20 protein-coding genes and 3 pseudogenes are annotated in these 18393 nt (G+C 68.0%); 14 read left to right on the forward strand and 9 right to left on the reverse strand.

The genetic code is table 11. The features are described 5' to 3' along the window. Positions 1-53 precede the first annotated feature (53 nt). Positions 54-1337, reverse strand: coding sequence for a DUF2157 domain-containing protein (locus tag ACFJI0_RS15530; RefSeq protein ID WP_382320931.1), 1284 nt, complete (start codon positions 1335-1337; stop codon positions 54-56). 117 nt (positions 1338-1454) lie between these two features. On the opposite strand from ACFJI0_RS15530, the pseudogene ACFJI0_RS15535 reads away from it, so the two are divergent. Together ACFJI0_RS15535 and ACFJI0_RS15540 are read left to right on the forward strand one after the other, a co-directional pair. Next, positions 1455-3284, forward strand: a pseudogene (locus ACFJI0_RS15535) (glutamine--tRNA ligase/YqeY domain fusion protein). Between the two features lie 24 nt (positions 3285-3308). Next, positions 3309-3716 (forward strand): phage holin family protein, encoded by a 408-nt coding sequence (locus ACFJI0_RS15540; RefSeq protein WP_382320934.1) that lies wholly within the window; start codon positions 3309-3311, stop codon positions 3714-3716. A 63-nt stretch (positions 3717-3779) separates the two neighbouring features. On the opposite strand, the gene ACFJI0_RS15545 is transcribed toward ACFJI0_RS15540, so the two are convergent. Beyond that, positions 3780-4259 carry a DUF4124 domain-containing protein gene (locus ACFJI0_RS15545; protein ID WP_382320936.1) on the reverse strand — a complete coding sequence of 160 codons (480 nt, stop codon included), beginning with the start codon at positions 4257-4259 and terminating at the stop codon, positions 3780-3782. A 137-nt stretch (positions 4260-4396) separates the two neighbouring features. Here ACFJI0_RS15545 and ACFJI0_RS15550 point away from each other — a divergent pair, with 137 nt between their 5' ends. The 3 genes from ACFJI0_RS15550 to ACFJI0_RS15560 are packed head-to-tail and all read left to right on the forward strand — an operon-like array spanning position 4397 to position 5937. Next, positions 4397-5218 carry a restriction endonuclease gene (locus tag ACFJI0_RS15550; RefSeq protein ID WP_382320938.1) on the forward strand — a complete coding sequence of 274 codons (822 nt, stop codon included), beginning with the start codon at positions 4397-4399 and terminating at the stop codon, positions 5216-5218. An 11-nt stretch (positions 5219-5229) separates the two neighbouring features. Then, positions 5230-5595, forward strand: a complete 366-nt coding sequence (locus ACFJI0_RS15555) for a hypothetical protein (protein ID WP_382320940.1) — start codon at positions 5230-5232, stop codon at positions 5593-5595. Positions 5596-5613: 18 nt separating this feature from the next. Then, a complete protein-coding gene (locus ACFJI0_RS15560) occupies positions 5614-5937 on the forward strand; it encodes a hypothetical protein (protein ID WP_382320942.1) in 324 nt (107 codons plus the stop codon). A gap of 10 nt (positions 5938-5947) precedes the next feature. Here ACFJI0_RS15560 and pcp read toward each other — a convergent pair. Together pcp and ACFJI0_RS15570 are read right to left on the reverse strand one after the other, a co-directional pair. Further along, positions 5948-6599: pseudogene (pcp, locus tag ACFJI0_RS15565) on the reverse strand (pyroglutamyl-peptidase I). Further along, positions 6596-7351 carry a tRNA-uridine aminocarboxypropyltransferase gene (locus ACFJI0_RS15570; protein ID WP_382320945.1) on the reverse strand — a complete coding sequence of 252 codons (756 nt, stop codon included), beginning with the start codon at positions 7349-7351 and terminating at the stop codon, positions 6596-6598. The pseudogene pcp and the gene ACFJI0_RS15570 overlap by 4 nt, the downstream one beginning before the upstream one ends. A 154-nt stretch (positions 7352-7505) precedes the next feature. Here ACFJI0_RS15570 and ACFJI0_RS15575 point away from each other — a divergent pair, with 154 nt between their 5' ends. The 7 genes and pseudogenes from ACFJI0_RS15575 (at position 7506) to ACFJI0_RS15605 (ending at position 12260) form a co-directional block, all read left to right on the forward strand. Further along, on the forward strand, positions 7506-7895 hold the full coding sequence (locus ACFJI0_RS15575) for a hypothetical protein (protein WP_382156306.1): 390 nt from the start codon (positions 7506-7508) through the stop codon (positions 7893-7895). A gap of 717 nt (positions 7896-8612) precedes the next feature. Continuing rightward, positions 8613-9152 (forward strand): annotated as a pseudogene (locus ACFJI0_RS15580) (diguanylate cyclase domain-containing protein); the annotation flags it as partial. 99 nt (positions 9153-9251) lie between these two features. Then, positions 9252-9866, forward strand: a complete 615-nt coding sequence (locus tag ACFJI0_RS15585; RefSeq protein WP_382325675.1) for a DUF938 domain-containing protein — start codon at positions 9252-9254, stop codon at positions 9864-9866. Positions 9867-9918: 52 nt separating this feature from the next. Continuing rightward, the gene (locus ACFJI0_RS15590) at positions 9919-10395 is read left to right on the forward strand and encodes a TerB family tellurite resistance protein (protein ID WP_382320948.1); all 477 of its coding nucleotides are present in this window, start codon (positions 9919-9921) and stop codon (positions 10393-10395) included. 124 nt (positions 10396-10519) lie between these two features. Next, positions 10520-10966 carry an RcnB family protein gene (locus ACFJI0_RS15595; RefSeq protein WP_291113444.1) on the forward strand — a complete coding sequence of 149 codons (447 nt, stop codon included), beginning with the start codon at positions 10520-10522 and terminating at the stop codon, positions 10964-10966. 146 nt (positions 10967-11112) lie between these two features. After that, positions 11113-11982, forward strand: coding sequence for a hypothetical protein (locus ACFJI0_RS15600; RefSeq protein WP_382320950.1), 870 nt, complete (start codon positions 11113-11115; stop codon positions 11980-11982). After that, positions 11979-12260: a DUF427 domain-containing protein gene (locus ACFJI0_RS15605; protein WP_382156294.1), complete on the forward strand. Its 282-nt coding sequence runs from the start codon at positions 11979-11981 to the stop codon at positions 12258-12260. The genes ACFJI0_RS15600 and ACFJI0_RS15605 overlap by 4 nt, the downstream gene beginning before the upstream one ends. Before the next feature lie 13 nt (positions 12261-12273). Here the strand turns inward: ACFJI0_RS15605 and ACFJI0_RS15610 are convergent, their stop codons facing one another. Both ACFJI0_RS15610 and ylqF read right to left on the reverse strand, forming a co-directional pair. Beyond that, on the reverse strand, positions 12274-12870 hold the full coding sequence (locus ACFJI0_RS15610; protein WP_382320952.1) for an NAD(P)H-dependent oxidoreductase: 597 nt from the start codon (positions 12868-12870) through the stop codon (positions 12274-12276). A gap of 83 nt (positions 12871-12953) precedes the next feature. Then, positions 12954-13895, reverse strand: coding sequence for a ribosome biogenesis GTPase YlqF (gene ylqF / locus ACFJI0_RS15615; protein ID WP_291113434.1), 942 nt, complete (start codon positions 13893-13895; stop codon positions 12954-12956). Positions 13896-14026: 131 nt separating this feature from the next. Here ylqF and ACFJI0_RS15620 point away from each other — a divergent pair, with 131 nt between their 5' ends. Then, positions 14027-14497, forward strand: a complete 471-nt coding sequence (locus ACFJI0_RS15620; RefSeq protein WP_382156290.1) for a hypothetical protein — start codon at positions 14027-14029, stop codon at positions 14495-14497. A 31-nt stretch (positions 14498-14528) separates the two neighbouring features. Here ACFJI0_RS15620 and ACFJI0_RS15625 read toward each other — a convergent pair whose 3' ends face one another. Beyond that, positions 14529-15137: a TetR/AcrR family transcriptional regulator gene (locus ACFJI0_RS15625; protein WP_382320953.1), complete on the reverse strand. Its 609-nt coding sequence runs from the start codon at positions 15135-15137 to the stop codon at positions 14529-14531. Between the two features lie 75 nt (positions 15138-15212). Between ACFJI0_RS15625 and ACFJI0_RS15630 the strand changes: the two genes are divergently transcribed. Then, on the forward strand, positions 15213-15848 hold the full coding sequence (locus tag ACFJI0_RS15630; protein ID WP_382320955.1) for an NAD(P)H-dependent oxidoreductase: 636 nt from the start codon (positions 15213-15215) through the stop codon (positions 15846-15848). Here the strand turns inward: ACFJI0_RS15630 and ACFJI0_RS15635 are convergent. Next, positions 15829-16464 carry a dienelactone hydrolase family protein gene (locus ACFJI0_RS15635; RefSeq protein ID WP_382320957.1) on the reverse strand — a complete coding sequence of 212 codons (636 nt, stop codon included), beginning with the start codon at positions 16462-16464 and terminating at the stop codon, positions 15829-15831. The genes ACFJI0_RS15630 and ACFJI0_RS15635 overlap by 20 nt on opposite strands. A gap of 351 nt (positions 16465-16815) precedes the next feature. Next, on the reverse strand, positions 16816-18375 hold the full coding sequence (gshA, locus tag ACFJI0_RS15640; RefSeq protein ID WP_382156282.1) for a glutamate--cysteine ligase: 1560 nt from the start codon (positions 18373-18375) through the stop codon (positions 16816-16818). Positions 18376-18393: the final 18 nt, after the last annotated feature.

Below are 18393 nucleotides of genomic sequence, written 5' to 3' on the forward strand. Positions count from 1 at the left end.
GGGGGCGACACCTGGGGCCGGCGGAGCCGGACCCTCGGTGTCTCTGGATGCGGTCACTTCATTCGGGACGCGCCAGTGGCTTCAGTGCTGCCGGCAGCCAGTCGGCCAGCCGGGCGTGGAGGCGGTCTTCGTTGCGCTGCCACCAGATGCCCAGCGCCACCACCCCCAGGCCCAGCAGGGTGAGCGCGAACGGGAACAGCAGGCTGTCCTCGAACACGCGGTAGGCCAGGTAGCCCAGGTAGCTGCGCAACGCCGATGGCGCCCAGCACGGTGAACACGCGCCGCCCGATGGCCGCGCCGAGAAACACCAGGAACACGTTGATCAGCGCGTACAGGAACTTGTTGAGCTCGGAATCGCTGTCGCGCAGGCTGAGGCCGCCCCAGAACATGATCGCGCCGAACAGGTAGAGCCAGAAGGCGAAGTCCTGCCGGTCTTCGGCGTTGTCGGCGGTGCGCGTGCGCAGGTCCACCCACACCGCGATGGCGCAGGTGGCCAGGCCGAACACCAGCGACACGTCGCGCGTGAATGTCCAGTCGAAGCCGTCCTTCTGCATCAGCATGTGCGCCACATCCATGCTGAGGTACCAGATCGTCACCGCCACCGGCATCACCATGAAGGGCAGCTTGTAGCGGTACAGCAGCACCACGGCGGCGGCCAGCGTGGCCAGTTCCAGCGTGAGCCAGCGCCAATCGATGTAGCGGTGGTAGTCGCGGTAGCTGTCGGGCCCACCCTCGGGCCACAGGCCGATGCCCGACTGGAACGCCCACACCGCCAGCGGCACCAGGCACACGGCCAGCGTGGCCAGCACGCCGGCGGGCGTGCGCAGGCCCTTCTCCAGCAGGTTGCCCGCCACCAGCAGCGCCCCCGTGAGGTAGCCCAGGGCCAGCACGAACACGCCCCAGGCGCCGAAAAGCTCCCAGCCCAGCGTCATGAACAGCGTCATGGCGCCGATGGCCAGCATGCCGCCGAAGTAGTAGAGGGTGTTGGTGAAGCTGAACGCCGGGCCCCGGTCCAACGCTGGGCGCGGGGCCTGGGCCGGCGGTGCCGCCCAGCCGGCGGCGAGGTCTTCCTGGGCGAGCTCGGCCGCCGTGGGCACCACGGAGGGGGACGGCGAGGCACCTGCCGCCACCCGCAACGGGCTGCCCGGCGACGCCCACGACGCCCAGAGCGCATGCGCCTCGGCCGGCTGGATGGCCCCACTCTCCACGGCGGCCTCCACGTCGCGCCAGCCCAGCTGCACGCGCACCGAGGGCAGGAACACGTCCTCCGTCTGCGTGATTTCCCACCGCGTCGGCTCGTCGGTGGGCATGGTGTCGGGGTTGTCGTTGTTGTTCATCTCGGGCTTCCTCTTCCTCGTCCGGGAACGGCCACGATACCGGAAAGCGCCACCCTGGAACCAAAGTAGCACTCGGCCCGGCGCGGTGGGCATCGGGCCGGATCAATAGAATGGCGCATGAGCTCCACCCACCCCAGCAACAAAACCAGCACCCCCGCCACCGAGGGCGAACACAAGGTCAGCAACTTCCTGCGCCAGATCATCGAGAACGATCTGGACAAAGGCACCTACCAGAGCCGCCGCTGGGCGGGCAGCCCCGGCGACGCCGCGCACCAGGCCCAGGGCCAGCCCGACCCGGCCAAGATCCGCACCCGCTTCCCCCCGAGCCCAACGGCTACCTGCACGTGGGCCACGCCAAGAGCATCTGCCTGAACTTCGGGCTGGCGCGCGACTATGGCGGCGTGTGCCACATGCGCTTTGACGACACCAACCCGGAGAAGGAAGACACCGAGTACGTCAACAGCATCATCGATGCCGTGAAATGGCTCGGTTTCAGCTGGGAGGCCCACGGCCGGCAGCACCTCTACCAGGCCAGCGACTACTTCGACTTCATGTACCGCGCGGCCGAGTACCTGGTGCAAGCCGGCCACGCCTACGTGGACGAGCAGACCACCGAACAGATGCGCCTGAACCGGGGCGACTTCGGCAAACCCGGCGTGGACAGCCCCTTCCGCAGCCGCACGCCCGCCGAAAACCTCAAGCGCCTGCGCGAGATGCGCGACGGCCTGCACGAGGACGGCAGCATGGTGCTGCGCGCCAAGATCGACATGCGCCAGCCCCAACATCAACCTGCGCGACCCGGCGATCTACCGCATCCGCCGCGCCACGCACCACAACACGGGCGACACCTGGTGCATCTACCCGATGTACACCTTCGCGCACCCCATCGAGGACGCGCTGGAGCAGATCACCCACAGCTTCTGCACGCTGGAGTTCGAAGACCAGCGCCCGTTCTACGACTGGCTGCTCGAACGCCTGTGCGAAGGCGGCCTGCTGCAGACCCCGCCACCGCGCCAGTACGAGTTCGCGCGGCTCAACCTCACCTACGTGATCACCAGCAAGCGCAAGCTCGCGCAGCTGGTGTACGACCACAAGGTCAGCGGCTGGGACGACCCGCGCATGCCCACCATCGTCGGCCTGCGCCGGCGCGGCTACACGCCCGAGAGCATCCAGCTGTTCGCCGAGCGCATCGGCGTGACCAAGAGCGATTCCTGGATCGACTACAGCACGCTCGAAGGCTGCCTGCGCGAAGACCTGGAGAACAAGGCCCACCGCGGCATGGCCGTGCTCGACCCGGTCAGGCTGGTGCTTACCAACTGGGCCGAGACCTTCGGCAGCGATGACTACACCGAAGACTGCACCCAGCCCGCTCTGCCCCACTCGGCCATCGCCGAAGGCCAGCCCGAGCCCGCGCCGCGCGTGTTCAAGATCGGCCAGGCCGTGTGGATCGAGCGCGAGGACTTCGAGGAAGTGCCACCCAAGGGTTACAAGCGCCTGTTCCCCGGCAACGTGGTGCGCCTCAAGGGCGGCTACGTCATCGAATGCACCGGTTGCGCGAAAGACGCGGACGGCAAGGTCACCGAAGTGCACGCCAAGGTCATCCCCGGCACCAAGAGCGGCACCCCGGGCGCCGACAGCGTGAAGGCCAGGGCCGCCATCACCTGGGTGAGCGTGGCCGATGGTGTGCAAGCCGAAGTGCGGCTCTACGACCGCCTCTTCCTCGATGCGCAGCCCGACGCCGGTGGCAAGGACTTCATCGAAGCCCTGAACCCGAACAGCCTGAAGGTGGTGACCGCCTACGTGGAGCCTTCACTGGCCCAGGCGAAGCCGGACGACAAGTTCCAGTTCGAACGACACGGCTACTTCGTGGCCGACCGCCAGGACCACGTGGCGGGCAAACCGGTGTTCAACCGGGCGACGGGGTTGAAAGACTCCTGGGGCAAATAAACACATCCAAGGGAACATCCCACCATGCTCACCAACCTCACGCCGTTCCTGCTGCACTGGGCCATCACGGGGTTCGCGCTCTGGGTGGCGAGCCATGTGTTCAAGGGCATCCAGTTCAGCAGCACGTCATCGCTGGTGGTGTCGGCGCTGCTGCTGGGCCTGGCGAACGCGATCGTGCGACCCTTGCTCGTGCTGCTGACCTTGCCCTTGACGCTGCTGACCTTCGGCCTGTTCCTGCTGGTCATCAACGCGCTGATGCTGTTGCTGGTGGCCAAGGTGGTGAACGGCTTCAAGGTCGATGGCTTCTGGACGGCGTTCTGGGCCAGCCTGTTCATGTCGTTGCTCAGCGTGGTGCTCGGCGCCTTCGTGCTGGGCGGCTCGCCGGAGTACACCATCGAGACCAGCCCGGGGCCTGGGTCTGTCTGGCTTTGAGTCCTGAAGACGCGACCGAGCAAACCGTTTCACCGCCGCTCATGGCGGCACGTGGGCGCAAGCTCAGCAATTCAGTTCGCGATAGCGCTTGCGGCTCTGGAACAGGTCCCACTGCGCTGCATGCAAGTTTTGCGGACTCGCACTGCGCTCCACTGCCTCCTGGCTCTCCAACCGCGAATCCAGCAGCGCGCATTCCAGCTTGGCAGCGTGCGGTAGCTTGAATCGCCGATGCAGGGTGGCGCGCTGTGAATCGTCCAACCCTGTGATCGGGCGCATGGCATCTCCCATGACCTTGTCCAACTCCGCACGGCGCACGTCAACCCCCTTGCGGCTTACCCCGCTGGATTTGTCCAGCCCCTGCGTGGGCGTGGTGTCTACCGCTCGGGCACCGACGCAGGGCTCGTGAAAGTAGGTAACCTGACCTTTGGCCTCGCAGCGGTACACGGTCTGTGCCTGCCCGGCAAACGTCACCAGGGCCAAGACCAGGACCGCTGGTCGGCCCAGCGTGATCGTTCGCCGGTTGCCCCACACTTTCGTTCGCATTCGCCTCTCCCCCATGTTTTGGTCTGCGGCATCATGCCTGCGCCGACACCACAAAGAACAGGGGAGTTCCGCCAATCGCGAAACCGCCACATCGCCGATCGCGCCGACGAGACCAACGGCCCTTTCTGAAAAGGGGTGTGACCGCCCTGATGGTCGGGGCCGGCTTCTTTCTGGCGTTCCTGATGCTGTCCGGGCACCCCCGGTTTGGTGCGATGGGTGTCGCGCTGCTCACACCGGCATGGCTGGCAACCGGCTTCGGCGTGCTGCTGGTGGGCATCCACTACGTGCTGCAGGAAAAGACCGGAGAAGCCAAACAGCCGCTGCCGAAAATCTCACCGCCACCGCTGCGTGCCGCTGCGGCCCCCACGGCAACGGAGACCAAAGCAACCAGCCCTCCCCCCACCAACTGGAGTCCTGCCGTTTTCAAGGCCATCGAATGGCGGCGCTTCGAAGCGGTCTGCGAAGCGCTGTTCGCGCAAGCCGGGTTTGAGGCGCGCACGCAGTCGCATGGACCCGACGGCGGGGTGGACGTGTGGCTGCATTCAAAGCACGCGCAAGGGCCCGTGTCGGTGGTGCAATGCAAGCATTGGCTGTCCAAGCCGGTGGGCGTCAAGGAAGTGCGCGAGTTCTTCGGTGTGATGGCATCGCACCAGCTGAAACGCGGCACCTACGCGACCACCTCGACATTCACGCCCGACGCATTGACGTTCGCCAGGAGCAACGGCATTCACGCGCTGGACGGTGTCGGTCTGCTCAAGCTGATTGCCACGCGCACATCCGAGCAGCAGCAAGCCTTGCTGGCCGTGGCTTTTGAGGGCGACTACGCGCGGCCGACCTGCGCCAGCTGTGGCACCAAGATGGTGGAGCGCCAGTCCCGCAAGGACAGCTCCATGTTCTGGGGATGTGCGAACCACCCCCGATGCAGGAAGACCCTGACAATGGCACGGCAGGCCGCGTAAACAACAGCCCCATGCACCAGCACGTCTGCCCTCACTGCCGCAACGCCTCGGTGCCCAATCTGGCCGTTCGTTGGTCCAGCAGAGAAAGCCCCGCCGAGTGCGCGGCATGCGGCCAGCTTTCTCATGTCGTCAGCAGCACGTCCAGCGGCATCTGGGTGTTCGGTGTGCTTTTGGTGGTTGCTTCAGGGATTGCCGCGTTGGTGACGCAATCCCTTTGGGTGGGCCTTGCGGGTTTGGCGCTGATGGTTGCCTGCAACGTATGCGCATGGCGGCGTACAGAGCTGTGGCCGATCAGCAAGACCGATGCCCGGACGGCCAACAAGGTGGGTTGGTGGGCGGCCATCGGGGCCTGGGTCGTGGCGCTTTTCGTGAACTGATCGCTGGCGTCTGCACCCATGGCCCGCCCCCACCACCACGTCTACGTGATCGAACTCTCCAGGGACGTGCTGAACGAAAGCAAATTCCGCAAGAACAACCCGGGCTACATCGACGGCAAACCCTGCGTCTACGTCGGCATGACCGGCCTCGACCCGGACGTGCGTTTCGACAAGCACAAGGCCGGCATCCAGGCCAATGCCTACGTGTTCAAGTACGGGCTGCGCCTGCTGCCCGACCTCTACGAGGCCTTCAACCCCATGCGGTACGAAGCGGCCGTGGAGAAGGAAATCGAGATCGGCATCGACCTGCGCTCGGCCGGTTTCGGCGTCTGGCAGGCCTGAGTCGGCCGGCTCAATGGGTGGTGCCGGCGCCCAGCGCGTGGTCCTTGTCCACCTGCAGCGCGCTGCGCACGGCCACCCGCAGCCCGCGCACGATGTCGTCGAGCGCCATGTTCGGCACCCCCTGTTCCGGCAGCCACGGCACGTGCACGAAACCACCGCGCGTGTGCGCCAGTTCTGGCACCGTGGACAGGGTGCGCATCAGGCCGTAGAACACGTGGTTGCAGACAAAGGTGCCGGCGGTCTGCGACACCTCGGCGCCCACGCCTTCTTCGTGCAGCGCGGCGAGCATGGCCTTGATGGGCAGGCCGGTGAAGTAGGCCACGGGCGCGTCCCGGACCACCGGCGTGTCCACGGGCCTCGCGCCCGCGTTGTCGGCCAGGGGCGCGTCGTTCACGTTGATGGCCAACACGCTCCAGCGACAACACCTTGCGCCCACCGGCCTGCCCCACACAGATGACGAGGGCAGGCTGATGCTGCCGCAGCAGCGCGTCCAGCTCGCACAGCGAGGCGTCGAACACGGTGGGCAACTGCGCCGCCACCACGGTGTGGCCGAGCACTTTGCGGCCGTGCAGCGCCTGCACGGCCAGCCAGCTGGGGTTGAGCGATTGGCCGCCGAAGGCGTCGAAACCGGTGAGCAAGACCTTTTTTCTGCATCGCGTCAATCTACCGCACGCAGCGCCTGCAGCCGCCCGTGGGCCTCGGAGGCGATGTCCAGCGGGGTGCTGCGCTTGATGCTGAGGTAGTGCGCGGTGAACACGTCCAGCCACGCGGCCAGCGTCTGTGCCGCATGGCTTTCACCGGCCAGGTCCAGGCAGAGCGCCGCCACTTCGGATGTGCAGAAGTGGCTCTCGCGGAACGACCGCCTCAGGCGGTAGTTGGAGACCACCTGTTCGGGGTGCAGGCTGAGCACGGGCAGGTGGTCCAGATAGGGGCTCTTGCGGAACATCTTGCGCGCTTCGGACCAGGTGCCGTCGAGCAACACGAACAAGGGTTTCCTGGCGCTTCCGTGTGCGGGCTCCGCGTGCTGCAGTTCGGTCACCACGCGCTCGGGCGGCACGAACTCGCCGGGAAACACGAGGTAAGGCTGCCATTGCGGGTCAGCCAGCAGGGCGGGCAGGCCGGGGTCCACTTCGGTGCGGGACCATTTGAAGGCCCAGGTGTCGGCCACCACGTCGGCCACCAGCCAGCCGGTGTTGCTGGGCTTGAGCGCTTCGATGTCGCCCATGATGAGGCAGACGCCGGCGTGCGTGGGCGTCCGCGGGCGCCAGGCGCACAGGCAATGGCTGGCGGTCAGCCGGCAACCGGCGCAGCGCCCCAGGCCCGAGCCGCGGGCCACAAAAGGTTTGGCACTGGCGGCCAGGCGGGCGGTGCGCAGGCGCGAGACGGCATGCCCGGAGGCGGAAACAGAATGCATGCAAGGAATGTAGGCGCAAGTGCCCAGGCAGGGATTTTTCTTACACCCGCGGTCGCCAGATGTAACGCCTTTCGCGGTCAGCCGGCCCTGGCTCCGTTGGTCGCCCTGCGGGGCGGCCTGAACGGCGTTTGGCACATGATGGCGGGGATTTCTCATGACCAAGACCACCAGCTCCAAGACCAAGTCCGGGCGGCGCAAAGCCCATCGGCGCAGAACCCAACCCCTGCTTTTCAACGGCCTCGGCGCGCTGTTGGCAGGCATCTTCCTGTGGATGGTGTCCTTGGCGATGGCGACCGAGGCTTCGCTCAAGTCCGCCGCCAAGGCCTTGCTTGCACCGGCCTGGATGGCGCTGGGCCTGGGCGTGGGGCTGCTGGTGCTGCACGTGATGTCCAAACGCCGCGCGCAGGCCGAAGCGGCCATGCTGCTGCGCCAGCACTCGACCTTCCTCGAACCGATGCCGCGGCTCAAGCCCCGCCCCAGCAAGCCCAGGCACAAGGAGCCCTTTCAGGGACAGCAGCAGCGCACATCGGCCACGGGCCGGTAGCGCTTGCGCTGCTGGATCCGCACGCAATGCGAAAGGGCGTGACAAACTTGACGGGATAGGACCTCGCCCTCCCGGTCGACTCCCGATAATCCTCGCATGCCCATTGCCGAAATCGCTGTCTGGTCCGCCATGCTGGGTGGCTTGTGCACCCTCGCGGCACTGGCACTGGCTGACCTGTTCCAGGGCCACAGCATCGGCTCTCTTCGCAACCTGCTGTTCGTGTCGATCACCGGCGCCAGTTGCGTGGTGATGACGGGTTTGCCCGAGGTCTTCTTTCCCGATCTGCCCGAGCGGCTGATGATGGTGCTCAAGGCCGGCCTGGGCCCGGCGGCCGGGGCCATGGGCCTGTACTACGTGGGCACGTGGCTGGGCGGCGCCCGCGAGGACGGGCGGGTGCACCGGCTCACAGCGGTGGGCGGTGCGCTGCTGGTGTCTGCCACGGTCATCCTGGTGGTGCTGGCCAGCCAGATCGAACCCGACAATTTCCGCGAATTGCTGGTGCGCACCGCGGTGGTGAACATGGTGCCGGTGTTGCTGGCGCTGGCTGCCGCGTTGCGCGCCGCCCGGCTGGGTGACCCGCTCGCGCGCTGGATGGTGGTGGCGATCGGCTGCCTGGCCGTCACGACGATCGGCCACTACCTGCGCGGCCTCGACGTGCCGGGGCTGGGCCTGGGCGCCTGGCTGTTCACCGCGGTGATCACGCTGGTGTTTTTCCTCATGGCCTCGGTGCTGGGCCTGCTGCGCAACCGGCACAACCGCGAGATCGCGCGCCTCTCGCGCCTGTCGAACAGCACGGACCCGGCCACCGGCCTGTCCACGGGTTCGGCCCTCATCGCCGACGTGGAGCACGCCCTCTGGCGCGCCGCCCGCCTGGACTGCGAGGCAGCCGTGTTGTGCCTGTACGTGAGCAACCTGTACGAACTGGCCGAATCGGCCGGTCCCAGCGCGGAGCATCAGATCCTGTCCACCGTGGCGGCGCGCATCCGCCGCGCGGCGGGCTTTCGTTGCGTGGTGGGGCTGTACCACCCCCGGTGCTTCGTGGTGGTGCTCACCATGGACCCGCACCAGCCCCCCGTGCGCGCCACGGCCGCGCGCATGGCCTTGACGGTGTCCAACCCCTTGACGGTGTTCGACGAGCAGCGCAAGCGCCAGCCGTTTCGCCCGCGCATCGGCCTGGGCGTGGTCACGGTGGACCCCGCCAGCGCCACGCCCACCGACGTGATCAACGAAGCCGAGCGCCAGGCGCTGGCCACTCGCCAGCACGGCACCCCGCGACGGCGAACAAGGGGTGGAAACCGAGCCCGCGCGCCTGCGCTGACGGCCCTGAGCGCCCAGTCCGTGCCGGACAATGGCCTCATGAACGCCAACATCCTGCGCCTGAGCCCCGCCGCCGAACGCAACAAGCGGCCCATTCTGGACGTGCTCCGCCAGGTGCTGCCCGAGCAAAGCCGCGTGCTGGAGATCGCCTCGGGCACGGGCCAGCACGCGGCCTGGTTCGCCGCCGCCATGCCGGGCTGGCGCTGGCAGCCCACGGACTTCCAGGCCGACGCCCTGCCCTCCATCCGCGCCTGGGCAGCCGACACCACCGCAGGCCATGTGCTCGCGCCGCTGCAGCTGGACGTGCTCGCACCCGCGTGGCCGGTGGGCCCCGAGCCTTTTGACGGCATCTATTGCGCCAACATGCTGCACATCGCGCCCTGGGCGACCTGCGCGGCGCTCATGCAGGGCGCGGCCCGGCACCTCACGCCGCTGGGTGCGCTCATCACCTATGGTCCCTACCTGGAAGACGGTGTGCCCACCTCGCCCGGCAACCTGGCGTTCGACGAGAGCCTGCGGCGCGAGAACGCTGCCTGGGGCATCCGCCGGCGGGAAGCCGTGGAGGGTGAAGCCCGGCGCGCCGGCCTGGTGCTGAGCGAACGGCATGCCCTGCCGGCCAACAACCTGCTGCTGGTCTGGCGCCGGGAACCCTGAGCCCTCGCCCCGGCTCCACCTCTCTACCACCGCGCCACACCTTTTCCACACCATGCTCAGAAACCTCAAGGACCTGTTCGACACCCTCACCGCCAGCCTCACGGCACCGGCCGGCGCCCAGGCGCCCGCCGAGCAGGAACACACCCTGCAGCTCGCCACCGCCGTGCTGCTGGTGGAAGTGATGCGCGCCGAGCCCAGCCTGCAGGACAGCGAGCGCGACGCGGTGCTGACGGCCCTGCGCCGCAAGTTCGCGCTGAGCGACGACGAGCTGCAGCGCCTGTTGGAGCTGGCCCACGAGACCGCGCGCACCGCCTACGACTACCAGCGCTTCACCGCGCTGATGAACGAGCGCTTCACCCAGGCGCAGAAGATCCGTGTGGTGGAAGCGATGTGGGAGGTGGCCTTCGCCGACCACCACCTGGACGCGCACGAGCACCATGTCATCAGCAAGGTGGCCGGCCTGCTGCATGTGACACATGGTGAGTACATCGCGGCCAAGCTGCACGCCCAGGCCGCCATGAAAGGCTGAGCCGCGCGGCTTCGGCGGCCGGCACAAGCCGGTACAGAACTTTGCACAGGCGGAGCGCGGCATTTACCGGGCGTTCACATGCGCCGGACACGATGGAGTCTCACCAACCCCAGGAGAAAGCTCCATGAAATCCCGAAACCTTGTTGTGTACGCCCTGGCGGCCGCCTCCCTCGGCGTGAGTTCGCTGTCCTTCGCGCAAGGTGCGCGATTCGAGCCCAGCCACCTGCAGCGCGTGGACGACCGGCGCGATGACCGCCGGGACTACCGCCAGGACCGGCGCGACGATCGCCGCGATTTCCGCCACGACCGCCGTGACGACCGGCGCGACTACCGCCACTCGCGCAACGACCGGCACTACCACCACTACTACTACAACGCGCGCGGCCCCGAGTTCCGCCGCGGTGGCTACATCCCCTACGAATACCGCAACCGCCAGTACGTGGTGGTGAACCCGCACCAGCACCGCCTGTACGCGCCGCCGCGCGGCCACCAGTGGGTGCAGGTCGGCACCGACTATGTGCTGGTCGCCATCGCCACCGGCCTGATCGCCAACCTGATCCTGAACAACTGACGTTCCACGGCGCAGACACCGCCGCGCCCAGGGCGCAGCACATCCGCAAGCCGGGGTGCTGCGCCCTTTGCCATGGGCCCCACGCTCACGGGGGTGCGCCTTCTCTGCGATGATGCGGCCCAGGAAAACCACCGATGCGATCCGCCATGAAACTCCGCCACATCACCCTCCCCCTGATGGCCGCCCTGGCCCTTTCGCTGGCCGCCTGCTCCAAGGAAGAAACCACCGGCGCGCCGAGCGCCGCTGGCGCCCCCGCGGCCGACACCAGCCCCATCCCCCCGGCCCAGGCCTACGATGTGCTCGCCGCGCAAGGCAAGGGCTTCACCGCCGGTGCCCTGATGAGCGCCAACACGGTCTACGTGCTGTTCGACCCGCAGTGCCCGCACTGCGGCCACCTGTGGCAGGCGTCCGTGCCGCTGCAGAGCAAGGTGAAGTTCGTGTGGCTGCCCGTGGCGATCATGAACGCCAAGAGCGCGCCGCAAGGCGCGGCCATCATGACCGCCGCCAACCCGGTGGAAACCATGAACGCGCACGAGCAGCAGCTGCTCACGGGCCAGGGCGGCATGTCGGCCTCGGCCAGCATTCCGGACGACGTGATGGCGAGCATCAAGGCCAACACCGCGCTGCTGGAGCGCCTGGGCGCCACCTCGGTGCCGTTCATGGTGCGCCAAGCACCAGCGCACGGGTGCCGTGATCACGCAAAGCGGCGCCCTCGGCGTCGAGGCCCTGCGCAATTTCCTGGGCATGGGGCAGTAGCCCGAGGCTGCGCGTTCCGGGCGCCCGGCAGGGGCTTGAAACGCGCATTTTGTCGCTTACCATCGGCGCATCTGCCGCGTTTCGCGGTGTCAATTGGAGGTCCCCATGGGCAAGGAACAACGCAACGAAAAAATGGCCAAGAAACCCAAGAAGGACACCTCGGCGCCCAAGGGCCCCGTGTCCTCCGACCGGCCGGTGCCGCCGGTCACGTCCGTGATGCCGCGCGGCAAAGAGAAGAACAAGTGAGCGCCGCCGCATGAAGGCGACGTGGAACGGCGTGACCATCGCCGAGAGCGACGACACCGTGGTCGTGGAAGGCAATCACTACTTCCCGGAGAGTTCGCTCAACCGCGATCACGTCACCTTCAGCAACCACCGCACCACTTGCGCGTGGAAGGGCCAGGCGAGCTACTACTCGCTGCTGGTCAACGGTGAGCTCAACACCGACGCCGCCTGGTACTACGCCGACCCCAAGCCCGAGGCCGAGATGGTCAAGGGCCGCGTGGCGTTCTGGAAAGGCGTGAAGATCGAGGCCTGAGTACCGGCACGCCTCAGGCCGCGTCGCGGCCGAGCCGGCGCAGCTTGGCCTGCCACTGGGCCACACCGGCCTCCCCCAGTTGCTCGACCGAGCCCACCAGCGTTTCGTGGATCGGCGCGAAGCCGATGAACCCGAGGATGTTGCGCTCCAGCGCCTTGATGCTGTGCGCGCGGAAGTACCAGCGGTAGGCCAGCGCCGGCATGCCCATGGTCACCACCACACGGGCCGAGCGGCCGCTCAGGGGCTTGCGGCCGAACTCCTTGGGCCCCTCGGGGCCGACCGCGAAACCCGGCCGCGCCACCTGCTCCAGCCAGGCCTTGAGCAGCGCCGGCATCTCACCCAGCCAGAGCGGAAAGAACAGCACCACGTGCTGGGCCCAGAGGATGTGCTGCTGCGAGGCCTGCAGCGCCGGGGGCACGCCGCCGTGTTTCCAGTCGTGCGCGCTGCGCAGCACGGGAAAGTCCAGTTCACCCACCGCCACGCGGCGCACCTCGTGGCCGGCCGCGATCGCGCCGCCCGCGTAGGCCTCGACCAGCAGGTGGTTGAGGTGCCGGCCCGAGGTGTCGGGATGGCCTTCGATCAGCAGGATGCGGCGGGGAGAGGTGCTCATGGCAGGCTCCAGAAGGGGTGGAGCCCATGCTCGCACCGCGCGGGCGCGGGCGCCTTGACGCGGGTCAAGGCCCGCTCACCGGCTCAGCGCCGGTCGGGCTTGCGCGGTTTGGCCGCGCGTTCCTTCTTGCGGCCCTGGCGCTCGGCGTCCGCCTTCTGCCCGGCCTGAAGCCAGCGCACGAACTGCTCGGGCGTCTCCAGCGTGATGCGCCCGAGCGTGCCGCTGCGGAAGTCCGCGATCACCAGCTCGGCCGCCTTCTGCCAGTTCACCGCGCCACCGCCCGCCAGCGCACCGCGCTTGCGGCCGATCGCCTCCATGAGCTCTTCGTCCGGCAGGGCCGCGATGGCCTCGGGCGCGAGGCCCAGCTTGTAGCGCGCCTCCAGCAGGGGTGCGTAAGACAGCTTGAGCTTGTTGAGCAGCTCCAGCGCCACCTCCTGGTCGTCGTAGGCGTTGCGGCCCACCGCGCCGCTGGCGGCGAGGTTGAAGCCACTTTCAGGCACCACGATGCGCGGCCAGAGCATGCCAGGCGTGTCGAACAGGTAGAAGTCGTCGGCCAGGGCGATGCGCTGCTCGGTGCGGGTGATGCCGGCCTCGTCGCCGGTCTTGGCCGCGCGCTTGCCCATGAAGGTGTTGATCAGCGTGGACTTGCCCACGTTGGGAATGCCGCAGATCAGCACCCGCATGGGCTTGACCATGCCGCCCCGGTTGGGCGCCAGCTCGTGGCAGGACGCGATGATGGCGCGCGCCGGTGCCGTCACGCTGGCGTCCAGCGGGATCGCGCGCGTGTTCGGCTGGGCGTTGTAGTGCGCGAGCCAGAGCGCGGTGCGCTCGGGGTCGGCCATGTCCTGCTTGTTGACCACCTTGAGCGTGGGCTTGGCCGAGGTGAGTTCGGCCAGCAGCGGGTTGGCGCTGGAGCCGGGCAGGCGCGCGTCGAGCATCTCGATCACGACATCGATGTCCTTCACACGCTCGGTGATGGCCTTGCGCGTGAGGTGCATGTGCCCGGGAAACCACTGGATGCTCATCGGGGGAATCTCTCTGGGGAAACGGGGGTTGCGGGGCGGGTGCAGGGATTGTGCCTTGGTGTAACTCCCGGGGTCGCGCGCCTGGGCCGTCCCTACAATCGGCCTCAATCCAACACCCGCAGAGGCGCCTCATGAGCATCACCGTCAAGATCGATCTGGGCTACGAGTTCGACGTCAAGGCCAAGGCGGCCGAGGTGTTCGAAGTGCTCTCCAATGTGCCCGAGTCGGTCAGCCATTTCCCGAAGGTGGAGAAGCTCAGCGACCTGGGCGGCGGTGTCTACCAGTGGGAAATGGAAAAGGTCGGCACCGCGCAGGTGAACATCCAGACCGTGTACGCCAGCAAATACGTGAGCGACCAGGCGCGCGGCACCGTTAAATGGACCCCGGTCAAGGGCGTGGGCAACGCCCTGGTGGGCGGCAACTGGAAGATCGTGGACAACAAGAAGTCCACCGGCCTGACCCTGGCCATCCAGGGCGAGATCGAGGTGCCTCTGCCCGGCCTGATGAAGATGGTGGTGGCCCCCGTGGTCGAGGGCGAGTTCGAGAAGCTGGTCGAAAAGTACATCGCCAACCTCATCAAGCGCTTCGGCGGCGAGGCCTGATCCGCCCCTTGCCGCCTTCAGTGAGCGCGTTTCAAGTCCTGCGCGCGATCCGCACGATGGCGTCGTAGATCTCGTGCTCGGCATCCACCGGGTCGAGTTCGCCCGCGGCCGCCGCGAACGACACGGCCTCCGCCGTGCCCAGCATGGCGCGCATGCCCGCCGGCCCGATGGGCTGCTTCGCGAACGGCTGCAGCGCGGCCTGGCACTTCGCCTGGAACGCCGCCTCCAGCTTCTTCTTCAGGGCGTCGAGTTCGGGTGAGCCCGCCAGCGCCGCGCTGACGCCGGGCATCTCGCGGCCCATCGCCATGACGCAGTTGAGATAGGTGGCAGCGATCACCTTCGCCACGGCCGGGAGCGACTTGCCCGATGCCTGCAAGGCCTCGTCCATCAAGGCGTGCTGCCGGTTGTCGTACTCCTCGTAGAGCGCGCTGAGCAGGCCGGTGCGCGTGCCGAAATGGTCGTACACCACGGGCTTCGTCACCCCCGCGCGCTCCGCCAGGTAGCCCAGCGTGAGCGCATCGGTGCCTTCGCCCCGCACGATGGACCACGCGACCTCCATGAGCTGGCGGTTGCGGTCTTCCTTGGACAGGCGCTTCTTCGGCGCGGCTTGATCAGCAGGGTTCATCGGATGGCTTGACATTGTTAACCTACCAAAGGTAACCTACAGACAGTAGATTACCAAAGGTAGTTTACACCCAAACCCCAAGGAGCCACCATGCACGCCCTCATCGTCGTCAGCCATCCCGATGCCCAGTCCCTCACACACGCCGTCGCGCGCTCGTTTGCCGAGGGCATTGCGGCCTCGGGCGAGCACACCACCGAGTTCGCCGACCTTGCCGCGGAAGGCTTCGACCCGGCTTTCAACCAGGCCGACCGCAACGCCTACTTTCTCCAGAAGCCCTTGCCTTCGGACGTCCTGCGCGAGCAGGCGCGCATCGACCGCGCCGACGCGCTCGTGCTGGTCTATCCCGTCTATTGGTGGTCGTTCCCCGGTCAGCTCAAAGGCTGGATCGACCGCGTGTTCGCCAATGGATGGGCCTACGACGAGGCGCCCGACGGCACGCTGGGCAAGCGGCTGGGCCGCCTCGCGGTCCACCTCATCGGCATCGGCGGCGCGGACGGCGGCACCTATGCGCGGCACGGCTACGACAAGGCGATGCGCACCCAGATCGACCACGGCATCTTCGATTTCTGCGGCGCGCGGGTCGTCACCTCGGAGTTCCTGCTCGATGTGAATGGGCAGGCGGCGGCGTCCCATGTGGTCACGGCGCGGGCCCTGGGCGGGAATGCGTTCGCGGAAAGCGCCACGTCGGCCGGTGGCGAACGGCTGATCACACCAGGTGCTGCCTGAAGAACGCCAGCGTGCGGTCCCACGAGAGTTTGGCCGCGGCGGCGTCGAAACGCGGCGTGGTGTCGTTGTTGAAGCCGTGCTGGGTGCCCGGGTACTGGTGCGCGGTGTAGCGCACGCTCGCCGCCTTGAGCGCGGCCTCGTAGGCCGGCCAGGCCGCGTTGATGCGCTCGTCCACCCCCGCGAAATGGATCAGCAGCGGCGCCTTCACCTTGGCCGCGGCCTCCACCGGCGGGTGGTTGCCGTAGTAGGGCACGGCCGCCGCCAGGTCGGGCAGCTCGGTGGCCAGCGTGTGGGCCACGCCCCCGCCATAACAGAACCCCACCACGCCGATGCGCCCGTTGCCGTCCGGCCGGGCCTTGAGCGTGGCGGCCGAGGCCAGGAAGTCCTGCTTCGTCTTGGCCTGGTCGAGCTGGGCGAACAGGGCGCGCGCCTTGTCCTCGTCGCCCGGGTAGCCGCCCAGCGGCGTGAGCGCATCGGGCGCGAATGCCAGATAACCGTCGAGCGCCAGGCGGCGCGCGATGTCTTCGATGTGGGGGTTCAGACCCCGGTTCTCGTGCACCACCAGCACGGCCGGCAGGCGCCCGCCGGCGGGGGGCGCCACGGGCTTGCGCAACATAGGCCTTGATGGTGCCGTAACCCATCGGCGAAGGCACGCTCACCGTCTCGGTCTTGATGCGGGGGTCGTTCGCCGGCACCACCTGGGCGGCGGCGAAGTTCGGGCTGAGCGCGGCCAGCAGGCCCGCCGCCGTCATGCCGCCCACCGCGAACTTGGACGCGCGGTCCAGGAAGGCGCGGCGGTCGATGTCGCCATGCACGTAGGCGTCAAACAGGATCAGCAGTTCCTGATCGAAGTCGGCGGCGGTCAGACGAGTCATGGGCGATCTCCGGCAAAAAGATCGCAGGATAGGTCCCCCCGGGGCCGGGCGGGCCATTGCCCATCCGGTCAGGCGGGCTTTGCCGCCCTGCCTCAGGCCGCCAGCGACGCGGTCTGCGCCTGCGGACGGCCCAGCCGCGCCGGCGAGGTGTATTCCTGCCGGTAAATCTCGAACGGCATGGAGTCGGCCGCTTCGATGGCGCGCTGGTCTTCCACCGACTTCGTGGCCATCGCTTCGTACTTCGCCTGCAGCTTGCTGGCCCAGGGCAGGCCCGCCAGGTGCTGGTGCGTCACGCGCGACTGGGCGCGCGCGAACGCGACGAAGGAATCGCCATGGTGCTTGTGCATGGCCTGCAGCACGCGGGCCGAGGGCAGCTTGTCGGGGTCCTGCAGATGGCCTTGCGCCAGGGCCACGGCCAGGGCGTGCTCGTTGCCGCCGTGGGCCTCGTCCAGCAGCGCGGCGATCGGGACGAGCTGCTCCAGCAGCTCGGCGCCCCACTGCATCAGCGGCACGCTCTGGCCGTTGCGCATCAGGTTCAGGCCGGGTTCGCGGCCGCGCGCGGCGGTCAGGTGCTGGTTGTGCGCGAGCTCGCGGATCTCGGCCGGCGTGTCGGGCGGGCTGTCCGACAGCAGGCAGTGCAGCAGGAACACGTCGAGGAAACGCAGCGTGGGCGCGCCGATGCCGATGGGTTCGAAGGGGTTGAGGTCCATCAGCCGGACCTCGATGTACTCCACCCCGCGCTCGCGCAGGGCGTGCAGCGGGCGCTCGCCAGGGCGGATCACGCGCTTGGGGCGGATGGTGCCGTAGAACTCGTTCTCGATCTGCAGCAGCGTGGTGGCGAGCTGGTTGTAGTCGCCGCCCGGGTTGCGGATGCCCACCGCCTCGTACGCGGGCCAGGGGCGCGTGAGCGCGTCGTGCAGCGAGGCCGCGTAGCCTTCGAGGCCGTTGTAGCTCACCGCCAGCGTGGCCTGGGCCTCGCTCTGGTAACCCAGGCGGCCCATGCGCAGCGAGGTGCCGTGCGGCATGTACAGCGTGCCGGTGTCGCCCAGTTTCTGCAGCTCGTGCTGGCGGCCTTCGACGAAGGTGGAGCACAGCGCGGGCGAGGCACCGAACAGCGTGAGCAGCAGGAAGGCGTGGCGGCGGAAGTTGCGGATCAGCGCGAAGTAGCCGTCGTTGTCCACGCCCGGCAGCGACCAGTTGTAGTGGATGCCCGAGATGGTCTGCATGCGCCGGCCATAGCGGTGCGCCAGGCCCATGCGGTAGACGCTCTTGGCGCGGCCCACGTTGGACGAGCCGTAGCGGCCGATGGGGATGGTTTCGTCGGGCGGCAGGCCGCAGGGCATGCTCGACGCCCACATCATCTCGTCGCCCTGGGCGCGCAGGCTGCGCACGGTGTACTGGTGGACTTCGGTCAGCTCGGCCAGACAGGCTTCGACGCTGTCGTGCACGCCCGTGATCAGTTCGAGCTGGGACTCGCTGTAGTCGGTGGTGATGTGGGGGTGCGTGAGCGCACTGCCTAGCGCGGCCGGGTGTGGCGTGAGCGCCAGTTTGCCGTCGGGCTGGGCGCGCAGGCTTTCCTTTTCAATGCCGCGACGCATGCCGCGCAGACGGTCTCCTGGGAGGGCGGCCAGCCGTTGTTCGAGAGAGGTCATACAGGCGTCGTGGTTCGG

Origin of the sequence: Hydrogenophaga sp. UC242_53 (assembly GCF_042696965.1) — a bacterium.
Lineage (GTDB): Bacteria > Pseudomonadota > Gammaproteobacteria > Burkholderiales > Burkholderiaceae_C > Hydrogenophaga.

Coding starts and splice junctions, on each gene's coding strand:
- ACFJI0_RS15530 (WP_382320931.1), bottom strand. CDS start 1,337: ATGAACAACAACGACAACCCCGACACCATGCCCACCGACGAGCCGACG.
- ylqF (WP_291113434.1), bottom strand. CDS start 13,895: ATGAGCATCCAGTGGTTTCCCGGGCACATGCACCTCACGCGCAAGGCC.
- gshA (WP_382156282.1), bottom strand. CDS start 18,375: ATGACCTCTCTCGAACAACGGCTGGCCGCCCTCCCAGGAGACCGTCTG.
- ACFJI0_RS15570 (WP_382320945.1), bottom strand. CDS start 7,351: ATGCATTCTGTTTCCGCCTCCGGGCATGCCGTCTCGCGCCTGCGCACC.
- ACFJI0_RS15545 (WP_382320936.1), bottom strand. CDS start 4,259: ATGCGAACGAAAGTGTGGGGCAACCGGCGAACGATCACGCTGGGCCGA.
- ACFJI0_RS15600 (WP_382320950.1), top strand. CDS start 11,113: ATGAAACTCCGCCACATCACCCTCCCCCTGATGGCCGCCCTGGCCCTT.
- ACFJI0_RS15560 (WP_382320942.1), top strand. CDS start 5,614: ATGGCCCGCCCCCACCACCACGTCTACGTGATCGAACTCTCCAGGGAC.
- ACFJI0_RS15555 (WP_382320940.1), top strand. CDS start 5,230: ATGCACCAGCACGTCTGCCCTCACTGCCGCAACGCCTCGGTGCCCAAT.
- ACFJI0_RS15575 (WP_382156306.1), top strand. CDS start 7,506: ATGACCAAGACCACCAGCTCCAAGACCAAGTCCGGGCGGCGCAAAGCC.
- ACFJI0_RS15610 (WP_382320952.1), bottom strand. CDS start 12,870: ATGAGCACCTCTCCCCGCCGCATCCTGCTGATCGAAGGCCATCCCGAC.
- ACFJI0_RS15590 (WP_382320948.1), top strand. CDS start 9,919: ATGCTCAGAAACCTCAAGGACCTGTTCGACACCCTCACCGCCAGCCTC.
- ACFJI0_RS15605 (WP_382156294.1), top strand. CDS start 11,979: ATGAAGGCGACGTGGAACGGCGTGACCATCGCCGAGAGCGACGACACC.
- ACFJI0_RS15620 (WP_382156290.1), top strand. CDS start 14,027: ATGAGCATCACCGTCAAGATCGATCTGGGCTACGAGTTCGACGTCAAG.
- ACFJI0_RS15635 (WP_382320957.1), bottom strand. CDS start 16,464: ATGTTGCGCAAGCCCGTGGCGCCCCCCGCCGGCGGGCGCCTGCCGGCC.
- ACFJI0_RS15595 (WP_291113444.1), top strand. CDS start 10,520: ATGAAATCCCGAAACCTTGTTGTGTACGCCCTGGCGGCCGCCTCCCTC.
- ACFJI0_RS15630 (WP_382320955.1), top strand. CDS start 15,213: ATGCACGCCCTCATCGTCGTCAGCCATCCCGATGCCCAGTCCCTCACA.
- ACFJI0_RS15625 (WP_382320953.1), bottom strand. CDS start 15,137: ATGTCAAGCCATCCGATGAACCCTGCTGATCAAGCCGCGCCGAAGAAG.
- ACFJI0_RS15585 (WP_382325675.1), top strand. CDS start 9,252: ATGAACGCCAACATCCTGCGCCTGAGCCCCGCCGCCGAACGCAACAAG.
- ACFJI0_RS15540 (WP_382320934.1), top strand. CDS start 3,309: ATGCTCACCAACCTCACGCCGTTCCTGCTGCACTGGGCCATCACGGGG.